The 20634-nt window shown below is 69.6% G+C and carries 19 protein-coding genes and 1 pseudogene; 13 read left to right on the forward strand and 7 right to left on the reverse strand.

The features are described 5' to 3' along the window. Positions 1–39: 39 nt before the first annotated feature. On the forward strand, positions 40–669 hold the full coding sequence (gene rplQ / locus A5711_RS23245; RefSeq protein WP_067950712.1) for a 50S ribosomal protein L17: 630 nt from the start codon (positions 40–42) through the stop codon (positions 667–669). Further along, complete coding sequence (gene truA / locus A5711_RS23250) at positions 656–1507, forward strand: tRNA pseudouridine(38-40) synthase TruA (RefSeq protein ID WP_082975824.1); 852 nt, start codon at positions 656–658, stop codon at positions 1505–1507. Before rplQ ends, truA begins: the two co-directional genes overlap by 14 nt. On the opposite strand, the gene A5711_RS23255 is transcribed toward truA, so the two are convergent. Together A5711_RS23255 and A5711_RS23260 are read right to left on the reverse strand one after the other, a co-directional pair. Continuing rightward, complete coding sequence (locus A5711_RS23255; RefSeq protein WP_067950750.1) at positions 1504–2124, reverse strand: cutinase family protein; 621 nt, start codon at positions 2122–2124, stop codon at positions 1504–1506. The genes truA and A5711_RS23255 overlap by 4 nt on opposite strands. Before the next feature lie 57 nt (positions 2125–2181). Next, positions 2182–3039 carry a cutinase family protein gene (locus tag A5711_RS23260; protein WP_067950713.1) on the reverse strand — a complete coding sequence of 286 codons (858 nt, stop codon included), beginning with the start codon at positions 3037–3039 and terminating at the stop codon, positions 2182–2184. 120 nt (positions 3040–3159) lie between these two features. On the opposite strand from A5711_RS23260, the gene eccB reads away from it, so the two are divergent. Next, entirely contained in the window at positions 3160–4521 is a 1362-nt protein-coding gene (gene eccB / locus A5711_RS23265; RefSeq protein ID WP_067950715.1) for a type VII secretion protein EccB, read from the forward strand. Here the strand turns inward: eccB and mycP are convergent. Both mycP and eccD read right to left on the reverse strand, forming a co-directional pair. After that, entirely contained in the window at positions 4486–5727 is a 1242-nt protein-coding gene (gene mycP, locus A5711_RS23270) for a type VII secretion-associated serine protease mycosin (RefSeq protein WP_067950752.1), read from the reverse strand. The genes eccB and mycP overlap by 36 nt on opposite strands. A gap of 47 nt (positions 5728–5774) precedes the next feature. Continuing rightward, positions 5775–7136: a type VII secretion integral membrane protein EccD gene (eccD, locus tag A5711_RS23275; protein ID WP_304442483.1), complete on the reverse strand. Its 1362-nt coding sequence runs from the start codon at positions 7134–7136 to the stop codon at positions 5775–5777. Between the two features lie 156 nt (positions 7137–7292). On the opposite strand from eccD, the gene eccCa reads away from it, so the two are divergent. From eccCa to A5711_RS27850, 9 genes are all read left to right on the forward strand, one after another. Then, positions 7293–10979, forward strand: a complete 3687-nt coding sequence (eccCa, locus tag A5711_RS23280) for a type VII secretion protein EccCa (RefSeq protein ID WP_067950719.1) — start codon at positions 7293–7295, stop codon at positions 10977–10979. Then, the gene (locus A5711_RS23285; RefSeq protein WP_067950721.1) at positions 10976–12208 is read left to right on the forward strand and encodes a type VII secretion-associated protein; all 1233 of its coding nucleotides are present in this window, start codon (positions 10976–10978) and stop codon (positions 12206–12208) included. Before eccCa ends, A5711_RS23285 begins: the two co-directional genes overlap by 4 nt. A 49-nt stretch (positions 12209–12257) precedes the next feature. After that, complete coding sequence (locus A5711_RS23290) at positions 12258–12575, forward strand: WXG100 family type VII secretion target (RefSeq protein ID WP_067950754.1); 318 nt, start codon at positions 12258–12260, stop codon at positions 12573–12575. 15 nt (positions 12576–12590) lie between these two features. Continuing rightward, positions 12591–12887: a WXG100 family type VII secretion target gene (locus A5711_RS23295; protein WP_067950723.1), complete on the forward strand. Its 297-nt coding sequence runs from the start codon at positions 12591–12593 to the stop codon at positions 12885–12887. A 221-nt stretch (positions 12888–13108) separates the two neighbouring features. After that, complete coding sequence (gene rplM, locus A5711_RS23300; protein WP_007172542.1) at positions 13109–13552, forward strand: 50S ribosomal protein L13; 444 nt, start codon at positions 13109–13111, stop codon at positions 13550–13552. Next, positions 13549–14046, forward strand: a complete 498-nt coding sequence (gene rpsI / locus A5711_RS23305) for a 30S ribosomal protein S9 (protein ID WP_067950724.1) — start codon at positions 13549–13551, stop codon at positions 14044–14046. The genes rplM and rpsI overlap by 4 nt, the downstream gene beginning before the upstream one ends. A 149-nt stretch (positions 14047–14195) precedes the next feature. After that, a complete protein-coding gene (glmM, locus tag A5711_RS23310; protein WP_067950727.1) occupies positions 14196–15542 on the forward strand; it encodes a phosphoglucosamine mutase in 1347 nt (448 codons plus the stop codon). Positions 15543–15585: 43 nt separating this feature from the next. Beyond that, the gene (locus A5711_RS23315) at positions 15586–15918 is read left to right on the forward strand and encodes a type VII secretion target (RefSeq protein ID WP_067950728.1); all 333 of its coding nucleotides are present in this window, start codon (positions 15586–15588) and stop codon (positions 15916–15918) included. 2 nt (positions 15919–15920) lie between these two features. Next, on the forward strand, positions 15921–17270 hold the full coding sequence (locus A5711_RS27850) for a hypothetical protein (protein ID WP_067950730.1): 1350 nt from the start codon (positions 15921–15923) through the stop codon (positions 17268–17270). A 4-nt stretch (positions 17271–17274) separates the two neighbouring features. On the opposite strand, the gene A5711_RS23325 is transcribed toward A5711_RS27850, so the two are convergent. The 3 genes from A5711_RS23325 to A5711_RS23335 all read right to left on the reverse strand — a co-directional run bounded on the left by A5711_RS23325 (position 17275) and on the right by A5711_RS23335 (position 19540). Next, complete coding sequence (locus tag A5711_RS23325; protein ID WP_067950732.1) at positions 17275–18318, reverse strand: LLM class F420-dependent oxidoreductase; 1044 nt, start codon at positions 18316–18318, stop codon at positions 17275–17277. Positions 18319–18461: 143 nt separating this feature from the next. Next, positions 18462–19301: a dienelactone hydrolase family protein gene (locus A5711_RS23330; RefSeq protein ID WP_067950734.1), complete on the reverse strand. Its 840-nt coding sequence runs from the start codon at positions 19299–19301 to the stop codon at positions 18462–18464. Positions 19302–19324: 23 nt separating this feature from the next. Beyond that, entirely contained in the window at positions 19325–19540 is a 216-nt protein-coding gene (locus tag A5711_RS23335; RefSeq protein ID WP_067950736.1) for an Rv1535 family protein, read from the reverse strand. Between the two features lie 609 nt (positions 19541–20149). On the opposite strand from A5711_RS23335, the pseudogene A5711_RS23340 reads away from it, so the two are divergent. Beyond that, positions 20150–20634 (forward strand): annotated as a pseudogene (locus A5711_RS23340) (glutamine--fructose-6-phosphate aminotransferase); the annotation flags it as partial.

Below are 20634 nucleotides of genomic sequence, written 5' to 3' on the forward strand. Positions count from 1 at the left end.
CCTGATACGGGGGCCGGCCCCCAATGAGGAGATAGTGCAATGCCCAAGCCCACCAAGGGCCCCCGCCTCGGCGGGTCGTCTTCGCACCAGAAGGCCCTGCTGGCCAACCTGGCGACGTCGCTGTTCGAGCACAACCAGATCAAGACGACCGAGCCGAAGGCGCGCGCGCTGCGTCCGTACGCGGAGAAGCTGATCACGCACGCGAAAAAGGGCACGTTGCACAACCGTCGCGAGGTGATGAAGAAGATCCGCGACAAGGACGTCGTGCACAAGCTGTTCGACGAGATCGGGCCGTTCTTCGCCGACCGCAACGGCGGTTACACCCGCATCATCAAGGTCGAGCCGCGCAAGGGCGACAATGCCCCGATGGCGGTGATCCAGCTGGTGCTGGAGAAGACGGTGACCTCGGAGGCCGATCGGGCGCGCCGGGCCAAGACGCCCAAGAAGGCTCCGGTTGCGGCGGCGGCGGCACCTCAGGCGGCGGTCGAGCCTGAGGAAGCCGTCGGCCCGACGGCCGAAGAGGTGACCGAGCCGGCCGAGACGCCGGAAGCCGAGTCCGGAGAGGCCACCGAAGCCCAGGCCAAGGCCGAGGAGAAGGCCGACAAGGCCGTCGCCGCGAGGGCCGAGGCCGAGAAGGCCGCCGAGGCCGACGAGGCTGACGAGAGTTAACGACGCCGTCCGTCTGCGGCTCGACATCGCCTATGACGGGACGGAATTCGCCGGCTGGGCACCTCAGTCCGGCCAGCGCACCGTCGCCGGAGTGCTCGACGAGGCGCTGACGACGGTCTTCCGTGCGCCCATGCGGCTGCGGGCCGCCGGGCGCACCGACACCGGGGTGCACGCCACCGGTCAGGTGGCGCACGTCGACGTGCCGCCGGCCGCGCTTCCGCACGCCTACCCGCGCTCGTCACGCGCCGGGGAGGCGGAATTCGAGCCGCTGGTGCGCCGGCTCGGCCGGTTCCTGCCCACCGATGTGCGGGTGCTCGACATCACCCGTGCCCCAGCGGGTTTCGACGCCCGATTCTCGGCGCTGCGGCGCCACTACACCTACCGGCTGTCGACGGCGCCCTACGGGGTGGAACCACAGCAGGCCCGCTACATCACCGCCTGGCCGCGCCCCTTGGACGTGGACGCCATGGCCGACGCGTCGCGAGAGTTGCTGGGGCTGCATGACTTTGCCGGATTCTGCCGTCAACGGCCCAACGCCACCACGATCCGCGACCTGCAGCGCCTGGAGTTCTCGCGCGACGGCCACCTGATCACGGCGCACGTCACCGCCGACGCATTCTGCTGGCAGATGGTGCGCTCGTTGGTGGGGGCGCTGCTGGCCGTGGGCGAGCACCGGCGCCCGGCGTCGTGGTGTCGCGAATTGCTCACCGCCACAAGCCGTTCCAGCGACTTCGCGGCCGCGCCGGCGCACGGGCTGACGCTGGCGAGCGTCGACTACCCGCCCGATGACCAGCTGGAGGCGCGCAACCTGGTCACCCGGGACTTGCGCACCCGCTAAACCTTGGCCGCGACGAAACTGGCGGCCTGGTTGGTCAATCCGGGCACGTAGCTCAGGTGCGAGGCCCACCGGGTGCCGCCCGAGCAGATCGGGTCGCCCGGGTTGCACAGGTCGATGGTCTTGCCGGCGAATTCCGGAGTCAGGGCGTTCATCAGCCCGCCCGCCCGGCTGGACGGATTCCCGAACAGGGCGACGGCGGCGACGTGATCGGCGGCGGTGGCCGGCAGTGGCTGCCGGAAGCCCAGGCCGGGCAAGGGCGCGGCCGTGACGATGTCGACGACGGCGGCCCCCTGCGAGTAGCCGCCGAGCACCAGCTTGGTGTTGGGGCAGTTGCCCGCCATCTGCTGGATGTGGTTGCTGGCGTCGTTGGCGCCGTCCGCGGCGGCCAGGAAGTCCTTGTTGGCCGGGTAGTTCACCCCATACGCGCCAACACTTTTAGAAGTCTGCTGGCGCAGCGAGTTGACGAACGCCCCGCCGACCTTGCCGACGCCGGGCGGTTCGTCGGTTCCGCGGGCGAACACCACCTCAACGCCGGGGCAGGAGGCGAAGGCCTGCGGAAGCAGTTGGGGAGCAACCACTATCGCGGCGCCGGCGAGGAGGCCGGCGCCCAGCGTCAGTGGAATGAGCCGCACCCCACGATGTTAGGGGCGCGTTGATCTCGCGCCGGTAACGATTCAGACGAGAGGTGCTTGCGGAGTAACCGTGCTCGGGGTGGCCGGCGCGGGTGCCGGACCGGTTCCGCCGTGGATGGAGGGCGGCGACCCGGGCGGGGTCTCCTGCCCGTAGACCGGCGACGGCTGGCCGCCGGGTTGGGTGGGAACGGGGCCCAGCGGCGGCCCGAATCCGGGAACCGACTGACCGGTGCCGCCCAGTAGCTTGCTCGCGACGAACGCCGCGGCCTGGGTGGTGTACACGGGAACGTAACCCTCGGTGTGCCCGGTCCACTCGTTGCCCTGACCCGCATGGCAGATCGGGTCTTGCGGGTTGCACAGGTCGATCGCCTTGGAGCCCAGCAGCGCGCTCTGGGTGGGCAGGGTGCCGCCGGCGCGGTCGGCTATGTCGCCGAAGGTGGCGACCGCCGCGATGTTGGGGGCGTATTGCGCCGGCAGCGAGTTGCCCCAGCTGATGCCGCCGATGGGCACGCCGGCCACGATGTCCATCACCGACGCGCCCTGGGAGTAGCCGCCCAGCACGATCTTGGTGTTCGGGCAGGTCTCCACGCTCTTCTTGACGCGGTCGATCGTGTCGTTGGCGCCGTCACCGCCGTGCAGCTGCAGCTTGCTGGCGGCATAGTTCACGCCGTAGGGCAGGATGTTCAGGTTGGTCTGCTTGCGCAGCGAGTCCACGAAGGCGTCGCCGACGCGGCCCAGGCCGGGCGGCTCGTTGGTGCCGCGGGCGAAGATGACCTCGACGTCTGGGCAGTCGAAGGCGGAGGCTGTTGGCGCCGCGGCGGGGGACAGCAGCAGGCCAGAGGCTGTGACCAGTGCAGAGGCCCCGAGCCCGAGGCAGCGACCCACGCGGTGAGAAAACACGCCGTAACTTTACCTACCCTAAGCACGGTTCGAAAGTTCGCTGACCTGTGGATCGATTAAGCGTCTCCGCGGACGGGCGCTCTACCGTATGCGCAACGACTACGCAGGTTGGGGGAATCAGTGCCGCGTCAGCCGACCACGTGGCTGCACATCAGCGGCTACCGATTCCTGCTGCGTCGAGTGGAGTGCGCGTTGCTGGGCGGGGACGTCCGCACTCTCAGCGCCGGCTCGCGCGCGCAGACCGCGGCGCTGACGATCGGGTGCGTGCTGGCGGCGATCGCCGTCGCGGGGGCTGCGTTCCTTGCTTTGCTGCGGCCGCGGGTGGCGCTCGATGGCGCGCAACTGGCGATGGGGCAAGAATCCGGAGCGCTGTACGTACGGGTGGGCGATACCTGGCACCCGGTCATGAACCTCGCGTCGGCCCGGTTGATCGCGGCGGTGGCGGCGAACCCCCGGCCGGTGCGCGAAGCAGACCTGGCCCGCGCCAAACGCGGCCCGCTGCTGGGTATCCCGGGTGCGCCACAGTTCATTGGTGCTCCGTTGTCCGCGGACGAAGCGGCCTGGACGATCTGCGACGCCGACGGCGCGACGACGGTCGTCGTGGGACGCACCGAGGACGCGGCGGCAGCACCCCTCAACACCGGGTGGGCGGCACTGGTCGCGCCACCCGAGGGTTCGCCAACCTACCTGCTCTACGACGGGAAGCGGGCCGTGGTGGACGTCGCCGACGCAGGGGTCGTGCGCGCGCTTCGGCTGGAAGGCCGCAAACCGCGACTCGTCTCGCCGGCGTTGCTGAAGGCCGTCCCCGAGGCACCATCGATCAGGACACCCCTCATCCGGGCTGCGGGCGGCAACGCGTCCGCGCTCCCGGGCTTCCCGGTAGGAAGTGTGGTGCGCATCACACGGTCAGGGGGTGACGAGTATTACGCGGTGGTCGCTGCCGGTGTGCAGCGGATCGGAGAGGTGGCCGCCGACCTCTTGCGTTTCAGCAACTCCGAGGGCACCGCGAACGCGGTGACGGTGGCGCCCGATGCGATTCGCGCCGCTCCGATCGTCGACGCGCTGCCGGTGGCCGGCTTCCCCGACCGGCCTCCCACTCTGTCGGACGGCAGCGCCTTGTGCGTCTCGTGGCAGCCCGCGCCGCACGGCCAATCGGCCGTCAGGTTTCTGGTCGGCGGTCGGCTGCCGATACCGGCCGGTCAGGTACCGGCGATGTTGTCCCAGGCCGATGGCCCCGGCCCCGCGCTGGACGCCGTGTACATGCCGCCCGGCCGAAGCGCATACGTGCGAGTCGGCACGCGGTACCTGGTCACCGACAGCGGCGTGAGGTTCGCGGTCCACGACGACGACGCCGCGCATGATCTCGGGCTACCGGCGGCTAACCCGGCGCCGTGGCCCGTACTGGGCACCCTTCCGGCCGGGCCGGAGCTGAGCAGAGAGAAGGCGTCAATCGCCCGTGACTCTTTCGCGGGGATGCCGTAGTCGCCGCCTGGCCACACCGGCGGCCAGCGCGACCCCCAGCGCGGCGAGACAGAGGGCGACGCCGCGCAATGCGGTGTTCCGCGCGTGGGCGCTCTGCGGTGCGGGTGGTGGTGACGCGGCGATCGGCGCGGGGGCCGGCGTAGACGTGGGTCCCGGTGGACCGGTGTCGGTGCTGACTGCCGCCAGCGCGTCGATGGCGCCGTTGCCCACGAGCGGGTCCCAACCGGAGGACGGGTGATGCGCTGTCGACTCGATGCGCTGCATCACTTGCCGCGCGGTCAACACCGGGAACCGCGCCCGGATCAGCGCGGCCAGCCCGCTGACCACGGGCGCGGCATAACTGGTGCCGGACACCGGTTTCGACCCGAGTGGTGTTACCGCCTCGCCGAGAGCCGCTATGTCCACCCAGGGCCCTGCAAGGGTGAAGCCCGACGGCGCACCTTCAGGATTCACCGAACCGACGGTCAGGACGAAGTCGTCGTACCACGCCGGGCTGACCGCAACCGTGGCGGTCTCCCAGGTGGCATCCGAGCGCTGGGGAGGGCACTGCGCGGCTCCGCCGGTGTTGCCGGCCGCGGCCACGACGACGGCATTCTTGACGTCGACGGCGTAGGCCAGCGCGGCGCCCAGCGCGCGATCGTCGAGCGCCGCCGCGACCGGAACGCAGGCCACCGAGGAAATGTTGATCACCGACGCGCCGAGATCGGCGGCAGTGCGGACGGCTTTCGCCATGGTGTCGACGTCGCCAACGCCTCCGCGGGAGCGGTCGCTCGCAGGGGAGAACTTTCCGCTGGACTGGCGAATGCTGATCACGGTGGCTTCGGGGGCAATGCCGGCTGAGCCTGAATCCGCTGTCGCAGCGATGATTCCGGCGACCAGGGTGCCGTGCGCATCACAATCCTGTGTCCCGTCGCCGCCGGACACATAATCCCCGCCCGGCACCACATCGGCTAGCAGGCGATGCCGCGAGACACCGGTGTCGATGACCGCGACCCGTTGTCCGGTGCCGCGAGTGAGCTGCCAGACCCGCGGCAGGTCGAGGAGGTCCGTTAGCCGGTTAGGCGCCGATCCCGTCGTCATCGTCGCGCAAACCTCGCGTTGCACCGTCGGCCGCGGGGGCGCCGGTCGTGCGGGCTTCGGTAACCACCTGTCGTCGACCTGAGGTGGCGGAACTGCTTGCGCCGGCGGCAGTCCCAGCATTGTCATCCACACCAGCGCGGACACCGACAGGAGGCGGACGGCGGGCGACGGCCTCACTTGAGGTTCAATCCCCGGACGGCGTCATAGAGCCCGCATATCCAACAAGCCAATGGGACCAACGCAACCAGCGCCAGCCACTCCAACGCATCGAAGCTTCGGCGCGCAAGCGGCGAGAGCGACATCGCCGGAGCGGCGAATCCGAGGTAAAGCGCCGCGGCGCTCAGTGTTGCCGCCCCGGCGGCGACCCACGGCCCGTGCCCGGTTGTGCCCAAGACGGCGACGGCGAAAGTCGTCCCAACCACCGACATTCCCGCGATCGCGAACGTTTGCACCCTCGTGCCGGCACCGGAACGCGCACGTAGCAGCAGCAATCCGCCGGTGATCGTGCCGAACGCCATGCAGGACTGGCGTGTTGCACCGGCCAGAACGGTGACGACGGCGCCGACCGCCGCCGAGGCCGAAAACCCCGCAAGCAGGCTCGACAACCAGGCGTCGGCGCGGAGCGCTTGCGCCGTCAGGCAGGCCCGGCTTGCTTCGGCCTCGTCCAAGTCCGAGGGCGGCGACAGTTGAGGCGATAACCCCGCCAACACGATTGACACCCGCGCCGCGGCCCCGAGCAGGCCGAGCGACACCAGCGCGGCGCCCGCGCCCAGGGCCTCCGGCGGGGCGGCGGTCATCACCCCCACCAGTGCGGCCACGGCGACGACCGTCGTGACGCACGATACGGCGGTCAAAGTGACCGCGCCGCAACCCGATGCGCGCATCGCCACCACGCAGGTGACCGTGGCCGCTGTCGCGGCCAGCAATACATTGCAGACGCCAGGCGCGCCCGGCACCGCCAGGAAACCGGCGACCGCTGCAAACGCGGTGGCCATCGCGTTCAGCGCCAGCCCGGCGACCGCATTCCGGCCGGCCCGGTGCACCACCACGGCGGACAGCAGGGCGACCAGGCCCGCGCCTGCCGCCACGCCCACCGTCGTGTGAATCTCGTGGCCGGGGTTGCCGCTGAGCGCATTTCGGACGAGCGCCAGCACGCCGATCGCTGTCGAGCAGCTCGCCGCGACCGTACCGGTGCGCTGGGCCGCCAGCCGCCGTAGGGCATCCGTCCCCGGTTCCGGAGGCGACGTCAGCGCCTCCGCCACGGCCTCCGCGACGTCGTGGTGACGAGCGCCGGGTGGCGGGACGGGCTGCCGGCTCAGTAGGAGAACGGCGCCGTCGGCAATATTGTTCTGCGCCAACGTCTTCGACGGGTCCAGAACGGAGGATCCGGGGAGTGACAGGTGGTAGCGCTTGGCGGTCGGATCGTCGTCGTCGCGGACCTCGAGGAAGTCGACGATCGACGGGGTCAGGATGGCGATGGGAATCTCGGCCGGTAACGACAGGTCGGCGACGGTGGCGCCGGAATGAATCGACACCCGGCGCAGCCCTGGATCAGTCCCTTGCAACGGTGACCCCTTCAGTCAGATTGCCGCGAACATAGCCAGGTTTCGGCCACCGGGTTTCTGGCTGTCCACAGGTGACTTGTCGTGGCTTTCGGTGCTGCCTACGGTCGCGCAAGGGGAGGGGGCAAGATGACCCAAGCTTTCGTGCCCGTGGCGCGGCGCCGGCCACCGGAAGTAGCGACAGCGGACCTCGTTGTCGATCCGCCGCCCGGCCCGCCGTCTGCGTCAGCGCCGGGCCTGCTGCGCCTGTTGCCAGTAGTGCTGGCCGTGGCCGGAATGAGTGTTGTGGCGGCGGCATTCGGGTCAGGGCTGGGCGGGAGCCGCACCCCCATGGTCCTGGCGTTCCCGATGATGATGCTGGCCTCGTCGGTGGTGACAGCTCTGGCCGGGCGCGGGCGGCGCCAGGGCGGCGGCATCGAAGCCGAACGCCTCCGCTACCTCGGGTACCTCAGTCAGCTGCGCTCAACCATCGCCGAAACCGCCGCCGCACAGCGCTCCTCACTGACATGGAATCGGCCCGACCCCGACACGCTGTGGACACTGATCGGCGGCCCCCGAATGTGGGAGCGGCGAGGGACCGACCCCGACTTCTGCCTGGTCCGAGTCGGTACCGGGCCCCTTCCTCTGGCCACCCGGCTGGTAGCCCCGCCGACCAGCGAGCCTGCCGACCCGGTCACCACCACCGCCCTGCAACGCTTCCTGCGGACGCATTCCGCGATCGTCGGGCCGGTCGCGATCGCCTTGCGTGGACTCCCGCGTGTGACGATCGACGGAGATGTGACGGCGGCGCGGGAGACGCTGCGGGCGATGATCTGCCAGCTTGCCGTCTTGCACCCTCCCGATCAGTTGCTGATCGTCGCCGCAATCAGCGACCGGAACCTTCGGCACTGGGAGTGGCTGAAATGGCTGCCGCACAACCAACACCCGACCGCGGCCGATGGGTTGGGCGCTGTGCGGATGGTGTATCGGAATGTGCGGGATGCGCGAAGCGCGCTCACCGGCGCGCGGTCGGCGCACGCGGTGGTGATCACCGACCTGAACGGCAGCGTCGACGAGTTCGCGGGTGCGACCGTCGTCGAAATCGGCGGCGGCCGCGATGGCGCACCGGTGACCATTAGCCCGCTAGGTGAATCTCAGACGCTGACGGACCCCGACCGGTTGGGCCCCCTGGATGCGCTGGTATGTGCCCGCCGGTTGGCGATGTACCGGGCTGGCAACGGCCTTCGCGGTGACAACGGCGTGGCTTGGACGAGCCTGGTCGGCATCGACGAGGTGGGCCGTTTCGATCCGATCGCTTTGTGGCACAGCCAAGACCACCGCGATCGACTCTGCGTCCCGATCGGATCCCGGGCTGACGGCACCCGGTTGGAGCTGGATATCAAAGAGGCCGCCGAAAACGGCATGGGTCCACACGGGCTGTGCATCGGCGCCACGGGATCGGGCAAGTCCGAGCTATTGCGCACGATCGCGCTGGGGATGATCGCGCGAAACCCTCCCGATGTGCTCAATCTGCTGCTCGTCGACTTCAAGGGCGGGGCAACGTTTCTCGATTACGCGCGGGCGCCACACGTGGCCGCGGTCATCACGAATCTTGACGACGATGCGCCGCTGGTGGCCCGGATGCGTGATGCCTTGGCCGGTGAAATGAATCGTCGGCAAAGACTGTTGCGCGCGTCGGGCCGAGTCAGCGCCGCGGAGTACGAACGTGCGCGCGGGGAGGGCGCCGCATCGACGGCCCTGCCCACCTTGTTCATCATTGTCGACGAGTTTTCCGAGTTGCTGAGCCAACATCCGGATTTCGCCGACCTGTTCGTGGCGATCGGACGGCTGGGCCGGTCGTTGGGCATGCATCTGCTGCTGGCTAGCCAACGACTCGATGAGGGGCGGCTGCGCGGGCTGGACGCCCACCTGTCCTATCGGCTCTGTTTGAAGACACTGTCAGCCGGTGAATCACGGGCGGTGCTGGGAACTCTCGATGCCCATCAACTGCCGAATACTCCTGGGGTGGGTTACCTGCGCACGAGCGACGGGGAGCTGACCCGATTCCATGCCGCGTACGTCTCGGGACCGCCGCCGGGCGGTACGCCGGTCGCGACGCCCGCGTCCGCGCCGTCCGTGCGCGCGTTCGGGACACAGAGGGTCGGCGCGATCATTCATGCGGTCGAGACCGGTGGGTCGGCCGAGCGCACGGTGCTGCACGCGGTCCTGGACCGGTTGTCCGGCCACGGACCGCCAGCACACCAAGTCTGGCTGCCGCCGCTTGGCCCGGCGCCGGCGTTGCGCACCGTGCTTCGCGACGCTTCTCTCGAGTCGGCAGCCCTGACCGTTCCGCTCGGCATCGTCGACAGGCCCTTCGAGCAGTCCCGAACACCGCTGATGGTCGATTTGCGCGGAGCCGCAGGCAATGTGGCGGTCGTGGGCGCGCCGCAGTCGGGCAAGTCGACGGCTCTGTGCACGCTGATCACGGCTTTGGCGGCCACACACGACCCGCGGCAGGTGCAGTTCTACTGCCTGGACTTCGGCGGCGGGGCGCTGAGGTCGACGCGGACAATCCAGCATGTCGGTGCGGTCGCCGGCCGGGCCGCACAGCGACTCGTCGCGCGGATCGTGGCCGAGTGCGAGTCGGTCATCCGTTCACGGGAGGCCATCTTCAATGAGCACGGGATCGGGTCGATGGCGGAATACCGGCAGCTGCGGGCGCAGCGCAAGCTGCCCGACACCGATACTTTCGGGGACGTCTTCCTTCTGGTCGACGGCTGGGCGACCCTACGTGAGGAATTCGGCACACTGGAGGCATCGATCACCGCCATTGCGATGCAAGGACTTTCGTTCGGCGTGCACGTGGTGTTGTCGGCGTCGCGGTGGGCCGAGATCAGGCCCGCATTGCGGGACCAGATCGGCACCCGCATCGAGCTGAGGTTGGGTGATCCGGCCGATTCCGAGGTGGACCGAAAAGCGGCCCAACACGTGCCCCGGGGCGCACCGGGTCGCGGTCTTTCCAGCGACGGGTCGCACATGATCATCGCCTTGCCCCTGGCCGAGATCGCTCGCACTGAATTTCGTGCGCCCCCAATACTCCTGCTGCCCAGGATGATATCGCGCGAGGCCGTCGTAGCCCGGGCGGGAGGCCGCATCGTCCTGGGCATCGATGAGCATCGGCTGCAGCCGGTGCTGTGTGAATTCGGCCGGCACGCTCATCTTCTCGTGCTCGGCGACAAGGGCTGCGGTAAGACCGCGACACTCCGGACGCTGTGCCGCGAGTTGGTCCGGACCAAGACCCACGCGCAGGCCCACCTCGTGATCGTCGATTTTCGGCGCTCACTGCTCAGTGTGGTCGAATCCGATCATCTCGGGGGATACGCGATGTCGCCGGGCACGCTGACCGGAATGCTGCCAGACCTGCTCGACCTGTTGCGGCGCCGAATGCCCCCGGCCGACGCGAGCCAGGCCCAATTGCGAACCGGGTCCTGGTGGTCTGGGCCCGACATCTACCTCGTCGTCGACGATTACGATCTGGTCGCCGGCGCAGCAGGCAATCCGCTGGCGCCGATTGTCGAATACCTGCCTTTTGCAAGGGATCTAGGGTTGCATCTGGTCATGGCACGACGCAGCGGCGGGGCGGAGCGCGCGTTATTCGAGCCCCTGCTGGCGGCCGTACGTGACCACGGCTGCACGACGCTGATGATGAGCGGATCCCCCGGTGAGCACGCGCCGTTCGGGTCCGCTCGCCCCGCGCGATTGCCGCCCGGCCGTGGTGTCCTGCACACCAGCGCGGGCGACGAACAGCTCGTCCAGGTGGCATGGAGTCAGCCGTGAACGCACATCGCAGCGTCATCGAAGTAGGTCCCGGCACGGTCCGCCGGTTGTGTTGCGGGGCAAGCGCGGTCACTGAGGACGAGAGGTACGAGATCATCGGGGCGGCGCTCGGCGCGATAGACGATCAGGTCACGTTGGTGGGCGAGCGCCCGGTCGCCGTCGCTTCGCTATGGAGGGATGCGCTGCGATCGGTGGCCTGTGCGTGCGGTGAGGGCATCGTCGTGGTGTATCCGTCCTGGTGGTCGTCGTCGCGCGTCGGGGTGGTGAGCGCCGCGGCGGCCACCGTCTTCGGTGGGGTGCTGGCGCGGCCCCGGTCGTGGTTGCTGAGGCGGGCTGCCGGTGCCGATACGGAATCGACGGTGGTCGTGGAGATCACCGAACGGATGGTGGTGATCGGTGGCGCAGAAGCCGTCGCCATACCGCGTCGGCCGCAACCGCGTCCTGTCGCCGACGAGGTGGCGGCCGTCCTCGCGGGCATGCCCGCGGCCACCGTCCTCGTCGACACGCCGGGGACCGTCGCCGGCGCGGCGCCCCTTGCGGCGTCGATCGCTGATGCGGCGCGCGGCAACGGAAAGGCGGTGGTGTTAATCGACGATGCCCGGCTGGCCGGGTTGGCCCGATCCGTGGCGTCCGAATCCGACGAGCCGACTGAGCCACTCCGACCCGGCGCTCGTGTCCGACCGAGCGCGCGGGCACTGAGCGGTCTCGGCGCGGCCACCATGGTGCTTGCCGCGGCGGCCCCGGCGGTCGTCACCGTGAGCCGGCACAGCACCGTGACCCCGCCGCCGGTAGCAGCCGTGCCGACAACATTCCTGGTGGAAGGCCGGGTCGCCCTCACGGTGCCCGCGGATTGGCCCGCTCAACGGGTGGTCTCCGGGGCGGGTTCGGCCCGGGTGCAGCTGACTTCCCCATCCGATCCGCAAGTGGCGCTCCACGTTACTCAGTCACCGGTCGCGGGCGAGACCTTGAGTGGCACCGCCGAGCGGTTGAAACGCGCGATCGACGCCGAGCCCGCAGGTGTGTTTGTCGACTTCAATCCCTCGGGGACCAGCGCCGGCAGGACGGCGGTGACCTACCGCGAGATCCGCGCCGGCCATCACGTGTGGTGGACGGTGCTGCTGGACGGGCCGGTCCGGATCAGCCTCGGATGCCAGAGCCGGCCCGGGAGGGAAGAGACCGTCCGCATGGTCTGCGAGCAGGCGGTGCGGTCCGCCCACGCCATCGGATGAAGTGCGAATCGAGTGGAACCAAATGCGCGTCGCCGGGGTCGAACTCAATATGGCTGCACCGAACACACTGAACACAGACTTCGACCTGATGCGGTCGGTCGCGGGCATGACGGACGCCCGCAACGACGAAATCCGGGCCATGCTGCAAGCGTTCATCGGCCGCATGAGCGGAGTGCCGCCATCGGTATGGGGTGGGGTCGCGGCCGGGCGCTTCAAAGATGTGGTGGATCGCTGGAACGCCGAGTCGTTGCGGCTCTATCACGTCCTGCACGCGATAGGCGAGACCATTCGGCACAACGCGGCCAGCCTGCAGGAGGCCGGAAACGACCACGCAGGCCACATTGCCGCCGCCGGCGGACAACTGTGATCGAGAGGATCATCCGTGGAATCTTCGCTCTCCTATGACTTCGGCGAAATCGAGTATTCGGTTCGCCAGGAAATCCACACCACGTCGGCCCGTTTCAATGCGGCGCTGGAAGAACTGAGGTCGCAGATCACCCCGTTGCAGCAGCTCTGGACCCGCGAGGCGGCGGCCGCCTACCAGGTTGAGCAGCAGAAGTGGCACCAGGCGGCGACCGCCCTCAACGAGATATTGGTCGATCTGGGAAACGCGGTGCGCGACGGCGCGGACCAGGTGGCGGACGCCGATCGGCGGGCGGCGCACGTCTGGGGAGGGTAGCCGCGCCCATAGTCGTCTGTGTGGTCCCGGCGGGGGAGAGCCGTCGGGGCCACACAGTCGTTTTGACCTGCGGGGACACCCGTCGGTAAGCTGCACCGTTGGCGTGCGGTACGCCGGGGCCTCGGGTCAATGTCGGTCGCCGAGACTCACCCCAACCGCGAACGCCTGACCGGCACCCGGCTCGACCCGGGATCCACCTCGAGAAAGAAAAGGTAAGCGCTGTGCCCACCTACGCGCCAAAGGCGGGTGACACCACGCGGTCGTGGTACGTCATCGACGCCACGGACGTGGTGCTTGGCCGCCTTGCCGTCGCGGCAGCCACCCTGTTGCGCGGCAAGCACAAGCCGACGTTCGCCCCCAATGTCGATGGCGGTGACTTCGTCATCGTCATCAACGCCGACAAGGTCGCCCTTTCCGGCGACAAACTGCAGAGCAAGCTGGCTTACCGCCACTCGGGGTATCCCGGCGGCCTGCACTCGCGCACGACCGGCGAGCTGATGGAAAAGCACCCCGACCGCGTCGTCGAGAAGGCGATCGTCGGGATGCTGCCCAAGAACAAGCTCAGCCGTCAGATCCAGCGCAAACTCCACGTCTACGCCGGCCCGGAGCACCCGCACGCCGCTCAGAAGCCGGTTCCGTACGAGATCAAGCAGGTGGCCCAGTGACCGAAACAACCGAGGCCCTGGAGGATTCAGCAACCACGGCCACCCCGGAAACCCCGGACGTCCCGGCCGAGGCGCCCGCCCCCGCGGCCGCCGAGTCCTTCGTCTTCGACCGGCCCATCCAGACCGTCGGCCGCCGCAAGGAGGCCGTGGTGCGGGTGCGCCTGGTGCCCGGCACCGGCAAGTTCGACCTCAACGGCCGCAGCCTGGAGGACTACTTCCCCAACAAGGTGCACCAGCAGCTCATCAAGGCCCCGCTGGTCACGGTCGACCGGGTGGAGAACTTCGACATCTTCGCCCTCCTGCACGGCGGCGGGCCCTCGGGCCAGGCCGGCGCGCTGCGGCTGGGCATCGCCCGGGCGCTGATCGTGGCGCAGCCGGAGGACCGGCCCGCGCTGAAGAAGGCCGGCTTCCTCACCCGTGACCCGCGCGCCACCGAGCGCAAGAAGTACGGCCTGAAGAAGGCCCGCAAGGCGCCTCAGTACAGCAAGCGCTGATCAACCATCACTTTCTGGCCGCAACGGGGCCTCAAACGGGGAAGTCACGCGCTTTCTTCGGCGTGTCTGCGCGCAAACGCGCCCCGTTTCGGTCAGAAAAGAACGGGCACGTTAGGTGCTGAACCGTCGATTGTGAGAGGTTTGTCCGCATGGGCCGACTATTCGGCACCGATGGTGTCCGCGGGGTCGCCAATCGGGAGTTGACTGCCGAGCTGGCGCTGGCGCTGGGCGCCGCCGCCGCCCGGCACCTGGCGAGCTCGGGCGGACCGGGCCGGCGCGTCGCCGTGATCGGGCGCGACCCCCGGGCCAGCGGCGAGATGCTGGAGGCCGCGGTGATAGCCGGGCTGACCAGCCAGGGCGTCGACGCGTTGCGGGTCGGCGTGCTCCCCACCCCCGCGGTGGCCTACCTGACCGGCGCATATGACGCCGACTTCGGGGTGATGATCTCGGCGTCGCACAACCCGATGCCCGACAACGGCATCAAGATCTTCGGCCCGGGCGGGCGCAAGCTCGACGACGACACCGAGGACCGGATCGAGGCGCTGGTCGCTGATATCCCTGCCGAACCCGGGCTGCGCCCGGTCGGCGCCGGCATCGGCCGCGTCATCGACGCCGAGGACGCCGCCGACCGCTACCTGCGCCACCTGAGCAAGGCCAGCACGCTGCGGCTCGACGGCCTGACCGTGGTGGTCGACTGCGCGCACGGCGCGGCGTCGTCGGTGGCACCGCGCGCCTACCGCGCGGCCGGCGCCCGGGTGATCGCGATCAACGCCGACCCCAACGGCCTGAACATCAACGACAACTGCGGCTCCACCCACCTCGATTCGCTGCGCGCCGCGGTCATCGCCCACCGGGCCGACCTCGGCCTGGCCCACGACGGGGACGCCGACCGCTGCCTGGCCATCGACGCCAACGGCGACCTCGTCGACGGCGACGCCATCATGGTCGTGCTCGCGCTGGCGATGCGGGAGGCCGGCGAGCTGGCCTCCGACACCCTGGTGGCCACCGTGATGAGCAACCTCGGGCTGCACCTGGCCATGCGCTCCGCCGGGATCACCGTGCGCACCACCGGCGTCGGTGACCGCTACGTCCTCGAGGAACTGCGGGCCGGCGACTACAGCCTCGGCGGCGAGCAGTCCGGCCACATCGTGATGCCCGCGCTGGGCTCCACCGGGGACGGCATCGTCACCGGGCTGCGCTTGATGAACCGGATGGTGCAGACCGGCTCGTCACTGACCGCGCTCGCGGCGCCGATGAAGACGCTGCCGCAGGTGCTGATCAACGTGCGCGTGGCCGACAAGGACGTCGCCGCCGCGGCGCCCGCGGTGCGCAACGCGGTCGGCGACGCCGAGGCCGAACTCGGCGACACCGGCCGAATCCTGTTGCGCCCCTCCGGAACCGAGCCCGTGATCCGGGTCATGGTGGAAGCGCCCGAGGCGGACGTCGCGCAGCGGGTCGCGAATCGGGTGGCCGAGGCGGTCAGCTCCGCGCGCTGAACGCGGTTGGAACCCCGCCGCGTCGCCCGGCGTCGGATTAGGCATGAGATTCGACAGGGGAGTACGACCGGCCACCGTCGTGGCCCGCACCGAGATCGACGTAGCGGCGACGCACCGCATCGCCGGCCAATTCCGCGCCGCCGCCGACATCATCGACCGCGCCCTCAGTGATCAGCTGGGGCGGTTGGCTTTCGGCGGCCCCAGCGCGGGGCGGGCGCACACCGCGCGCGGCGAGGCGCTGCGGGCCGAGCTGGAGCGGCTGACCGCCGAAGTGGCGCAGTGGTCACGCGCATCGGTCGAGATCGCCGCCGCCCTGCGGGCGAGTGCCGACCGCTATGCCGACGCCGAACTGCATGCCGCAGCACGGATCGCCTGATCGTGGCCGACCGGTTGGACGTCGCGGAGCGCCTCACCGAGGGCCTGCCCGCCGTCGAGCACACCCAGAGTTACGTGCAGGCCTGCCATGCCTTGGGTTACCACCATCCCGAACTGACGGCACACCCTTCTCAGGTACGCGAGTGGTACGGCACCGAGGACGGCCTGGACCTGCGCGCCCTCGACCGCGACTGCGCGGAACTGCGGGCGGCGGGCGAGGCGGTCATGGAAGCACTGCGGATACAGCGCGCCCAGGCGGCCGAGCTGGCGGCGGCGTGGACAGGGCCGGGCGGGGACGCCGCGGTGCGGTGTCTGGAGCGCCACTGCGACACCGCCAGCGCGGTGGCCACCGAACTGCGCGCGGCGGCCCAACGGTGCGAATCCCTGCGCGACAACCTGTGGTACCTGGTCGACACGAAGGTGGCGACCGCCATGGCCGTCGACGACCGCACACAGGCGCAGCGGCCGGCATGGTTGGCCGCCGCCGCGGCGGTCACGGCTGGGGTGGGGGATCGGCAAGCCGCCGAAGAGGTCGTGCGCACACAGGTAATGCCGTACGTGGACAACGAGATTCGCGACGACTGGCTGACCACGATGCGCTCGACGCGCGATGGTGTGGCGACCTCCTACGACATGGTCACCGACAGGATGTCCGCCGTGCCGACCGTGCGCTTCGAAGCCCCCGGTGATCTCGGGCCCGGTTACCAGCCGTTGCGCCCGTCCCCGCCCAGCGAACCGCCCGTCGCCGTCACACCCGCGGCCGCGGCCCCGGTTCCGTCGGCGGATCCGGTTCCGAGCCCACCGGTGGATCCGGCTCCGACCGCGGCGACGCTCGCGCCGGCTCCGATTCCGGCTGCGCCGCAGCCGGACTGGGGCACCGCGCTGGGGGATGGCTCCAGCATGCCGGCGGGCGATCTGGGCGGTGGGCTCGGTGGCGGTGGTGCCGGTCTCCTCGGGTTGGCCAGCAGGATCGTCGACGCGGTCGGCGGTGTCCTCGGTGCGGCCGGCGACGAGGCGGGCTCCACCGATCCGTTCGGCGACGGAGATACGTTCGGCGAGGACCCTTTTGAGGCCGACGATGAGGACGACGCCGACGAGAAGGACGACGAGCCCGCGAAAACGGAAGACGTGGACGACAGCGAGGAAGCCACGCCCGACGCGGCTCAACCGGTCGACGCGCCGATGCCGGTCGACGCACCGGCACCGGCGGACGCACCGCCACCGGCTGCCGCGCCGGTCGACCCGCCCCCACCGGTGGCCGCTCCAGCGGCGGGCGAGCCGGCACCTCCGGCCACCGACGGGAAGACGCCCTGCGAGATCGCGGCCGACCAGCTGCCGCAGGCGGGGCAGTGACGGCTCAGGCCGGGCGCAGCTGCAGCACGTCCTCGACGAAGCGCACGGATTCGGCGCGGTCGGTGGCCAGCGGGCTGAGCAACAGCGTCGTCACCCCGGCCTCGGCGAAGGCGGCCAGACGTTCGGCGACGTACCCGCGCGGGCCGACCAGCGACATGCCCCGCACCAGTTCGTCGGGCACCGCGTCGATGGCCTCCTTCTTGCGGCCGGACAGGTACAGCTCCTGGATGCGGTCGGCGACCTCGCCGAACCCGTACCGCGTCGCCAGGGCGTGATAGAAATTGCGGCCCTTGGCGCCCATCCCGCCGAGGTACAGGCCGAGCTGCGGCTTGACCCACGCCAGGCGGTCGTCGACGTCGTCGCCGATGGCAACCGACGCGTGCACCATGACGTCCAGCGGCCCGAGCGCCGGATCCCGCTTGGCCGCACCGGCCGCCAGCGCCTCGCCCCACACCGACGCGGCCTTGTCCGGCAGGTAGAAGACGGGCTGCCAGCCTTCGGCGATCTCGGCGGTGAGCTCGACATTCTTTGGCCCCAGCGCGGCGATCGTGATCGGAATCCGTTCGCGCACAGGGTGATTGATGAGCTGCAGGGCCTTGCCCAGGCCCGTTCCACGGTCCGGCGGCAGCGGGATCTGGTAGTGCTTGCCGTTGTACTGCAACCGTTCCCGGCGCCACACCTTCCGGCAGATCTCCACGATCTCGCGGGTGCGGCCCAGCGGCGCGTCGAACTCGACGCCGTGGAAGCCCTCGATCACCTGCGGCCCGGACGTGCCGATCCCCAGCCGGAAGCGCCCGTCGGACACGAAGTCCAGCCCCGCGGCCGTCATCGCCAGCAGCGAGGGCGTGCGGATGTAGATGGGAAACACTCCCGAGGCCAACTCGACGGTGTTCGTCTTGGCGGCCAGGTACCCGAGTTGGCTCACCGCGTCGAAGGCGTACGCCTCGGCCACCACGGCGATGTCGATGCCGGCCTTCTCGAGTTCGACGACGCGGTCCACGGCCTGGTGAAAGCCGCCCGAATAATCCAGAGCGATCCCGATGCGCATCCACGACAGATACCACGGCAGCTACCGGCGGCTGCGAGGGCTCGGGAACTTCAGCCCGCCGAGGTACCCGTCGGCCGTCGTCAGCAGGGCGCAGGATGTCGTTGCCGGAGAAGGAGACCGGGCCGGACTACCCAGTTACCGCATCACTTCAACAGCGCGACGATCTTCTCTTCCAGGGCAACCGGCGCCGCCTCGGGATCGAGCGGATCCGTCTTGGGCAGGTGGGCGTCGGGATCGGCGAAGTCGCGGTAGGTCTTGTCGCCGCCCAACGTATAGAGCAAATAGCCGGTGAGCAGCGCGCGGACCGTGCGCTGCGTGCGCCGGTGCGGGCTGGCCAGTCCGAACACCTTGGTCAACCGCCGGCCCTCCACGAGTCCGCCGGGCTGTGCCTTGCTGACGATGCGCAGCGTGGCCGCGTCCCACGCCCGGGACAGCGACAGGGCATTGGACGTCAGCGACTGCGGATCCCCCGGCGCGGTCAAGATCAACCCGGGCAGCTTCAGCGTCGTCGCCGGGGCCTCGGCCGGGGGGCTGGTGACGGCGGGAAACAGCGCCGCCGCCGCGGCCAGCTTGTTGGGCATGCCGGCGGCGGCGAACACCGCGGCCGAGCCGCCGAAACCGTGTCCGGCCACGCCGAGTTTGGCGGGATGCACGCTGATCTTGCCCGGCCCCAGCCGCACACCGGACACGATGTCCAGCGCGGTGCCGAGGTCGGAGGCGAAGTTCAGGACGGAAGGGGCCAGCCCGCGCTCGGTGTCGGGAGCGCCGGCCACGATGCCCCAGGACGCGAGATGTTCGAGCAGACCCGCATAGTTAGCGGCCTTGGTGAGCCAGTCGTGACCGAACGCGATCCCGGGCAGATTCAGCCCCTCCTCCGGGGTGTACACCACCCCCGGCAACCCGGCAAACGCGAGGTCACCGCGCAAAACGCGATGCGGGCCACGGCGGCTGAGGGCTGCGACGAGCTTGCGGGTGCGGGCCACGCGTCGACGTTAGCGCATCGCGCTCAGGCCCTGACCTCGATCACGCCCACCCGCCAGAGCACCGCATACACCTGGCGCAGCGGGATGCTCAGCAACCGGGCGGCCGCGTCCACCATGGGGTCGCCACCGCCGATCGGCTCGCGGCGGCGCCGCTTGGCTGCCGGGTTCGGTGCCGGCGCCAGCGTCAAGCCGGCCGCGGGCGAAGTAGTCACCACATCGTCGAACAGAACCGCAGTCATGATTCTCCCCTTGAAGAAGGCTACAAAAATTTAGGATTAACACTTGTGAACGTTTATCTATCCGGCGGTTTACTTGTCTGTGCCCCGCCGAATTAACGGCAGGTTTTCAAACGCGATTACCGGTAGCTGGACTATCGGCTTTGATGTCAGTCATAAACGGTTTTTGGTGAACTGATTTGGTCGCGCTGCGCGCATGAGCACCGGCAAATCAAGCGATTCACCAGCTAGAGGGATCAAGCGGGCGTCAACAGACTGTCCTTTCTGCTGGCTTCGACGGTTGCCAGTCGTGGCCGATATGCAGAATTTTAGGTAGCTGTATTGCTAGATCGATGGCCCAGATGAAAACGCCGCAAATACATCAGGTGAAAAAGATTCTACCGTTTATGAAGACGGCATGAAGAGGACGGTCGGCGTTCCTTGCGGTGGAAATCCGGGCGGATTGGTCCACGACGTCCACCCTGGCGGCGACCGCCGTCGCGGGCGAAAGGGGGGCGCAGCCGGCGGCGCCCGGCTCTTCGGCCGTCAACGTGGGCCTTTTCCGCAGGTGGGCGCCCTATTGTGAGCGTCGGCATGCCGTGGTGGGCCGACGGCTGCACTACCCTGGTGTGAATGTGCGGAATCGTCGGCTACGTCGGGCAGCAGCCTGCCTGCAAGGTCGTCATGGATGCGCTGCGCCGGATGGAGTACCGGGGCTACGACTCGTCGGGGATCGCACTGGTCAACGGCGCCGGGACGCTCACCGTGTGCCGCCGCGCCGGACGGCTGGCCAACCTGGAGGACGCGGTCGCCCAGATGCCGCCGGAGTCACTCGGCGGCACGACCGGCCTCGGCCACACCCGCTGGGCCACCCACGGGCGCCCCACCGACCGCAACGCGCACCCGCACCGCGACGCCGCCGGCAAGATCGCGGTCGTCCACAACGGCATCATCGAGAACTACCCGAGCCTGCGCCACGAGCTGGAGGCCCTGGGCGTGGAATTCACCAGCGACACCGACACCGAGGTCGCGGTGCATCTGGTGGCGCAGGCCTACCGGCACGGCGACACCGCGGGTGACTTCGCCGCCTCGGTGCTGGCGGTGCTGCGGCGGCTGGA

Origin of the sequence: Mycobacterium sp. E2238 (genome assembly GCF_001672665.1) — a bacterium.
In the GTDB taxonomy this organism is placed as follows: domain Bacteria; phylum Actinomycetota; class Actinomycetes; order Mycobacteriales; family Mycobacteriaceae; genus Mycobacterium.

Coding starts and splice junctions, on each gene's coding strand:
- A5711_RS23335 (WP_067950736.1), bottom strand. CDS start 19,540: ATGACTGCGGTTCTGTTCGACGATGTGGTGACTACTTCGCCCGCGGCC.
- eccCa (WP_067950719.1), top strand. CDS start 7,293: ATGACCCAAGCTTTCGTGCCCGTGGCGCGGCGCCGGCCACCGGAAGTA.
- rplQ (WP_067950712.1), top strand. CDS start 40: ATGCCCAAGCCCACCAAGGGCCCCCGCCTCGGCGGGTCGTCTTCGCAC.
- A5711_RS23290 (WP_067950754.1), top strand. CDS start 12,258: ATGGCTGCACCGAACACACTGAACACAGACTTCGACCTGATGCGGTCG.
- mycP (WP_067950752.1), bottom strand. CDS start 5,727: ATGACAATGCTGGGACTGCCGCCGGCGCAAGCAGTTCCGCCACCTCAG.
- A5711_RS23315 (WP_067950728.1), top strand. CDS start 15,586: ATGAGATTCGACAGGGGAGTACGACCGGCCACCGTCGTGGCCCGCACC.
- glmM (WP_067950727.1), top strand. CDS start 14,196: ATGGGCCGACTATTCGGCACCGATGGTGTCCGCGGGGTCGCCAATCGG.
- A5711_RS23325 (WP_067950732.1), bottom strand. CDS start 18,318: ATGCGCATCGGGATCGCTCTGGATTATTCGGGCGGCTTTCACCAGGCC.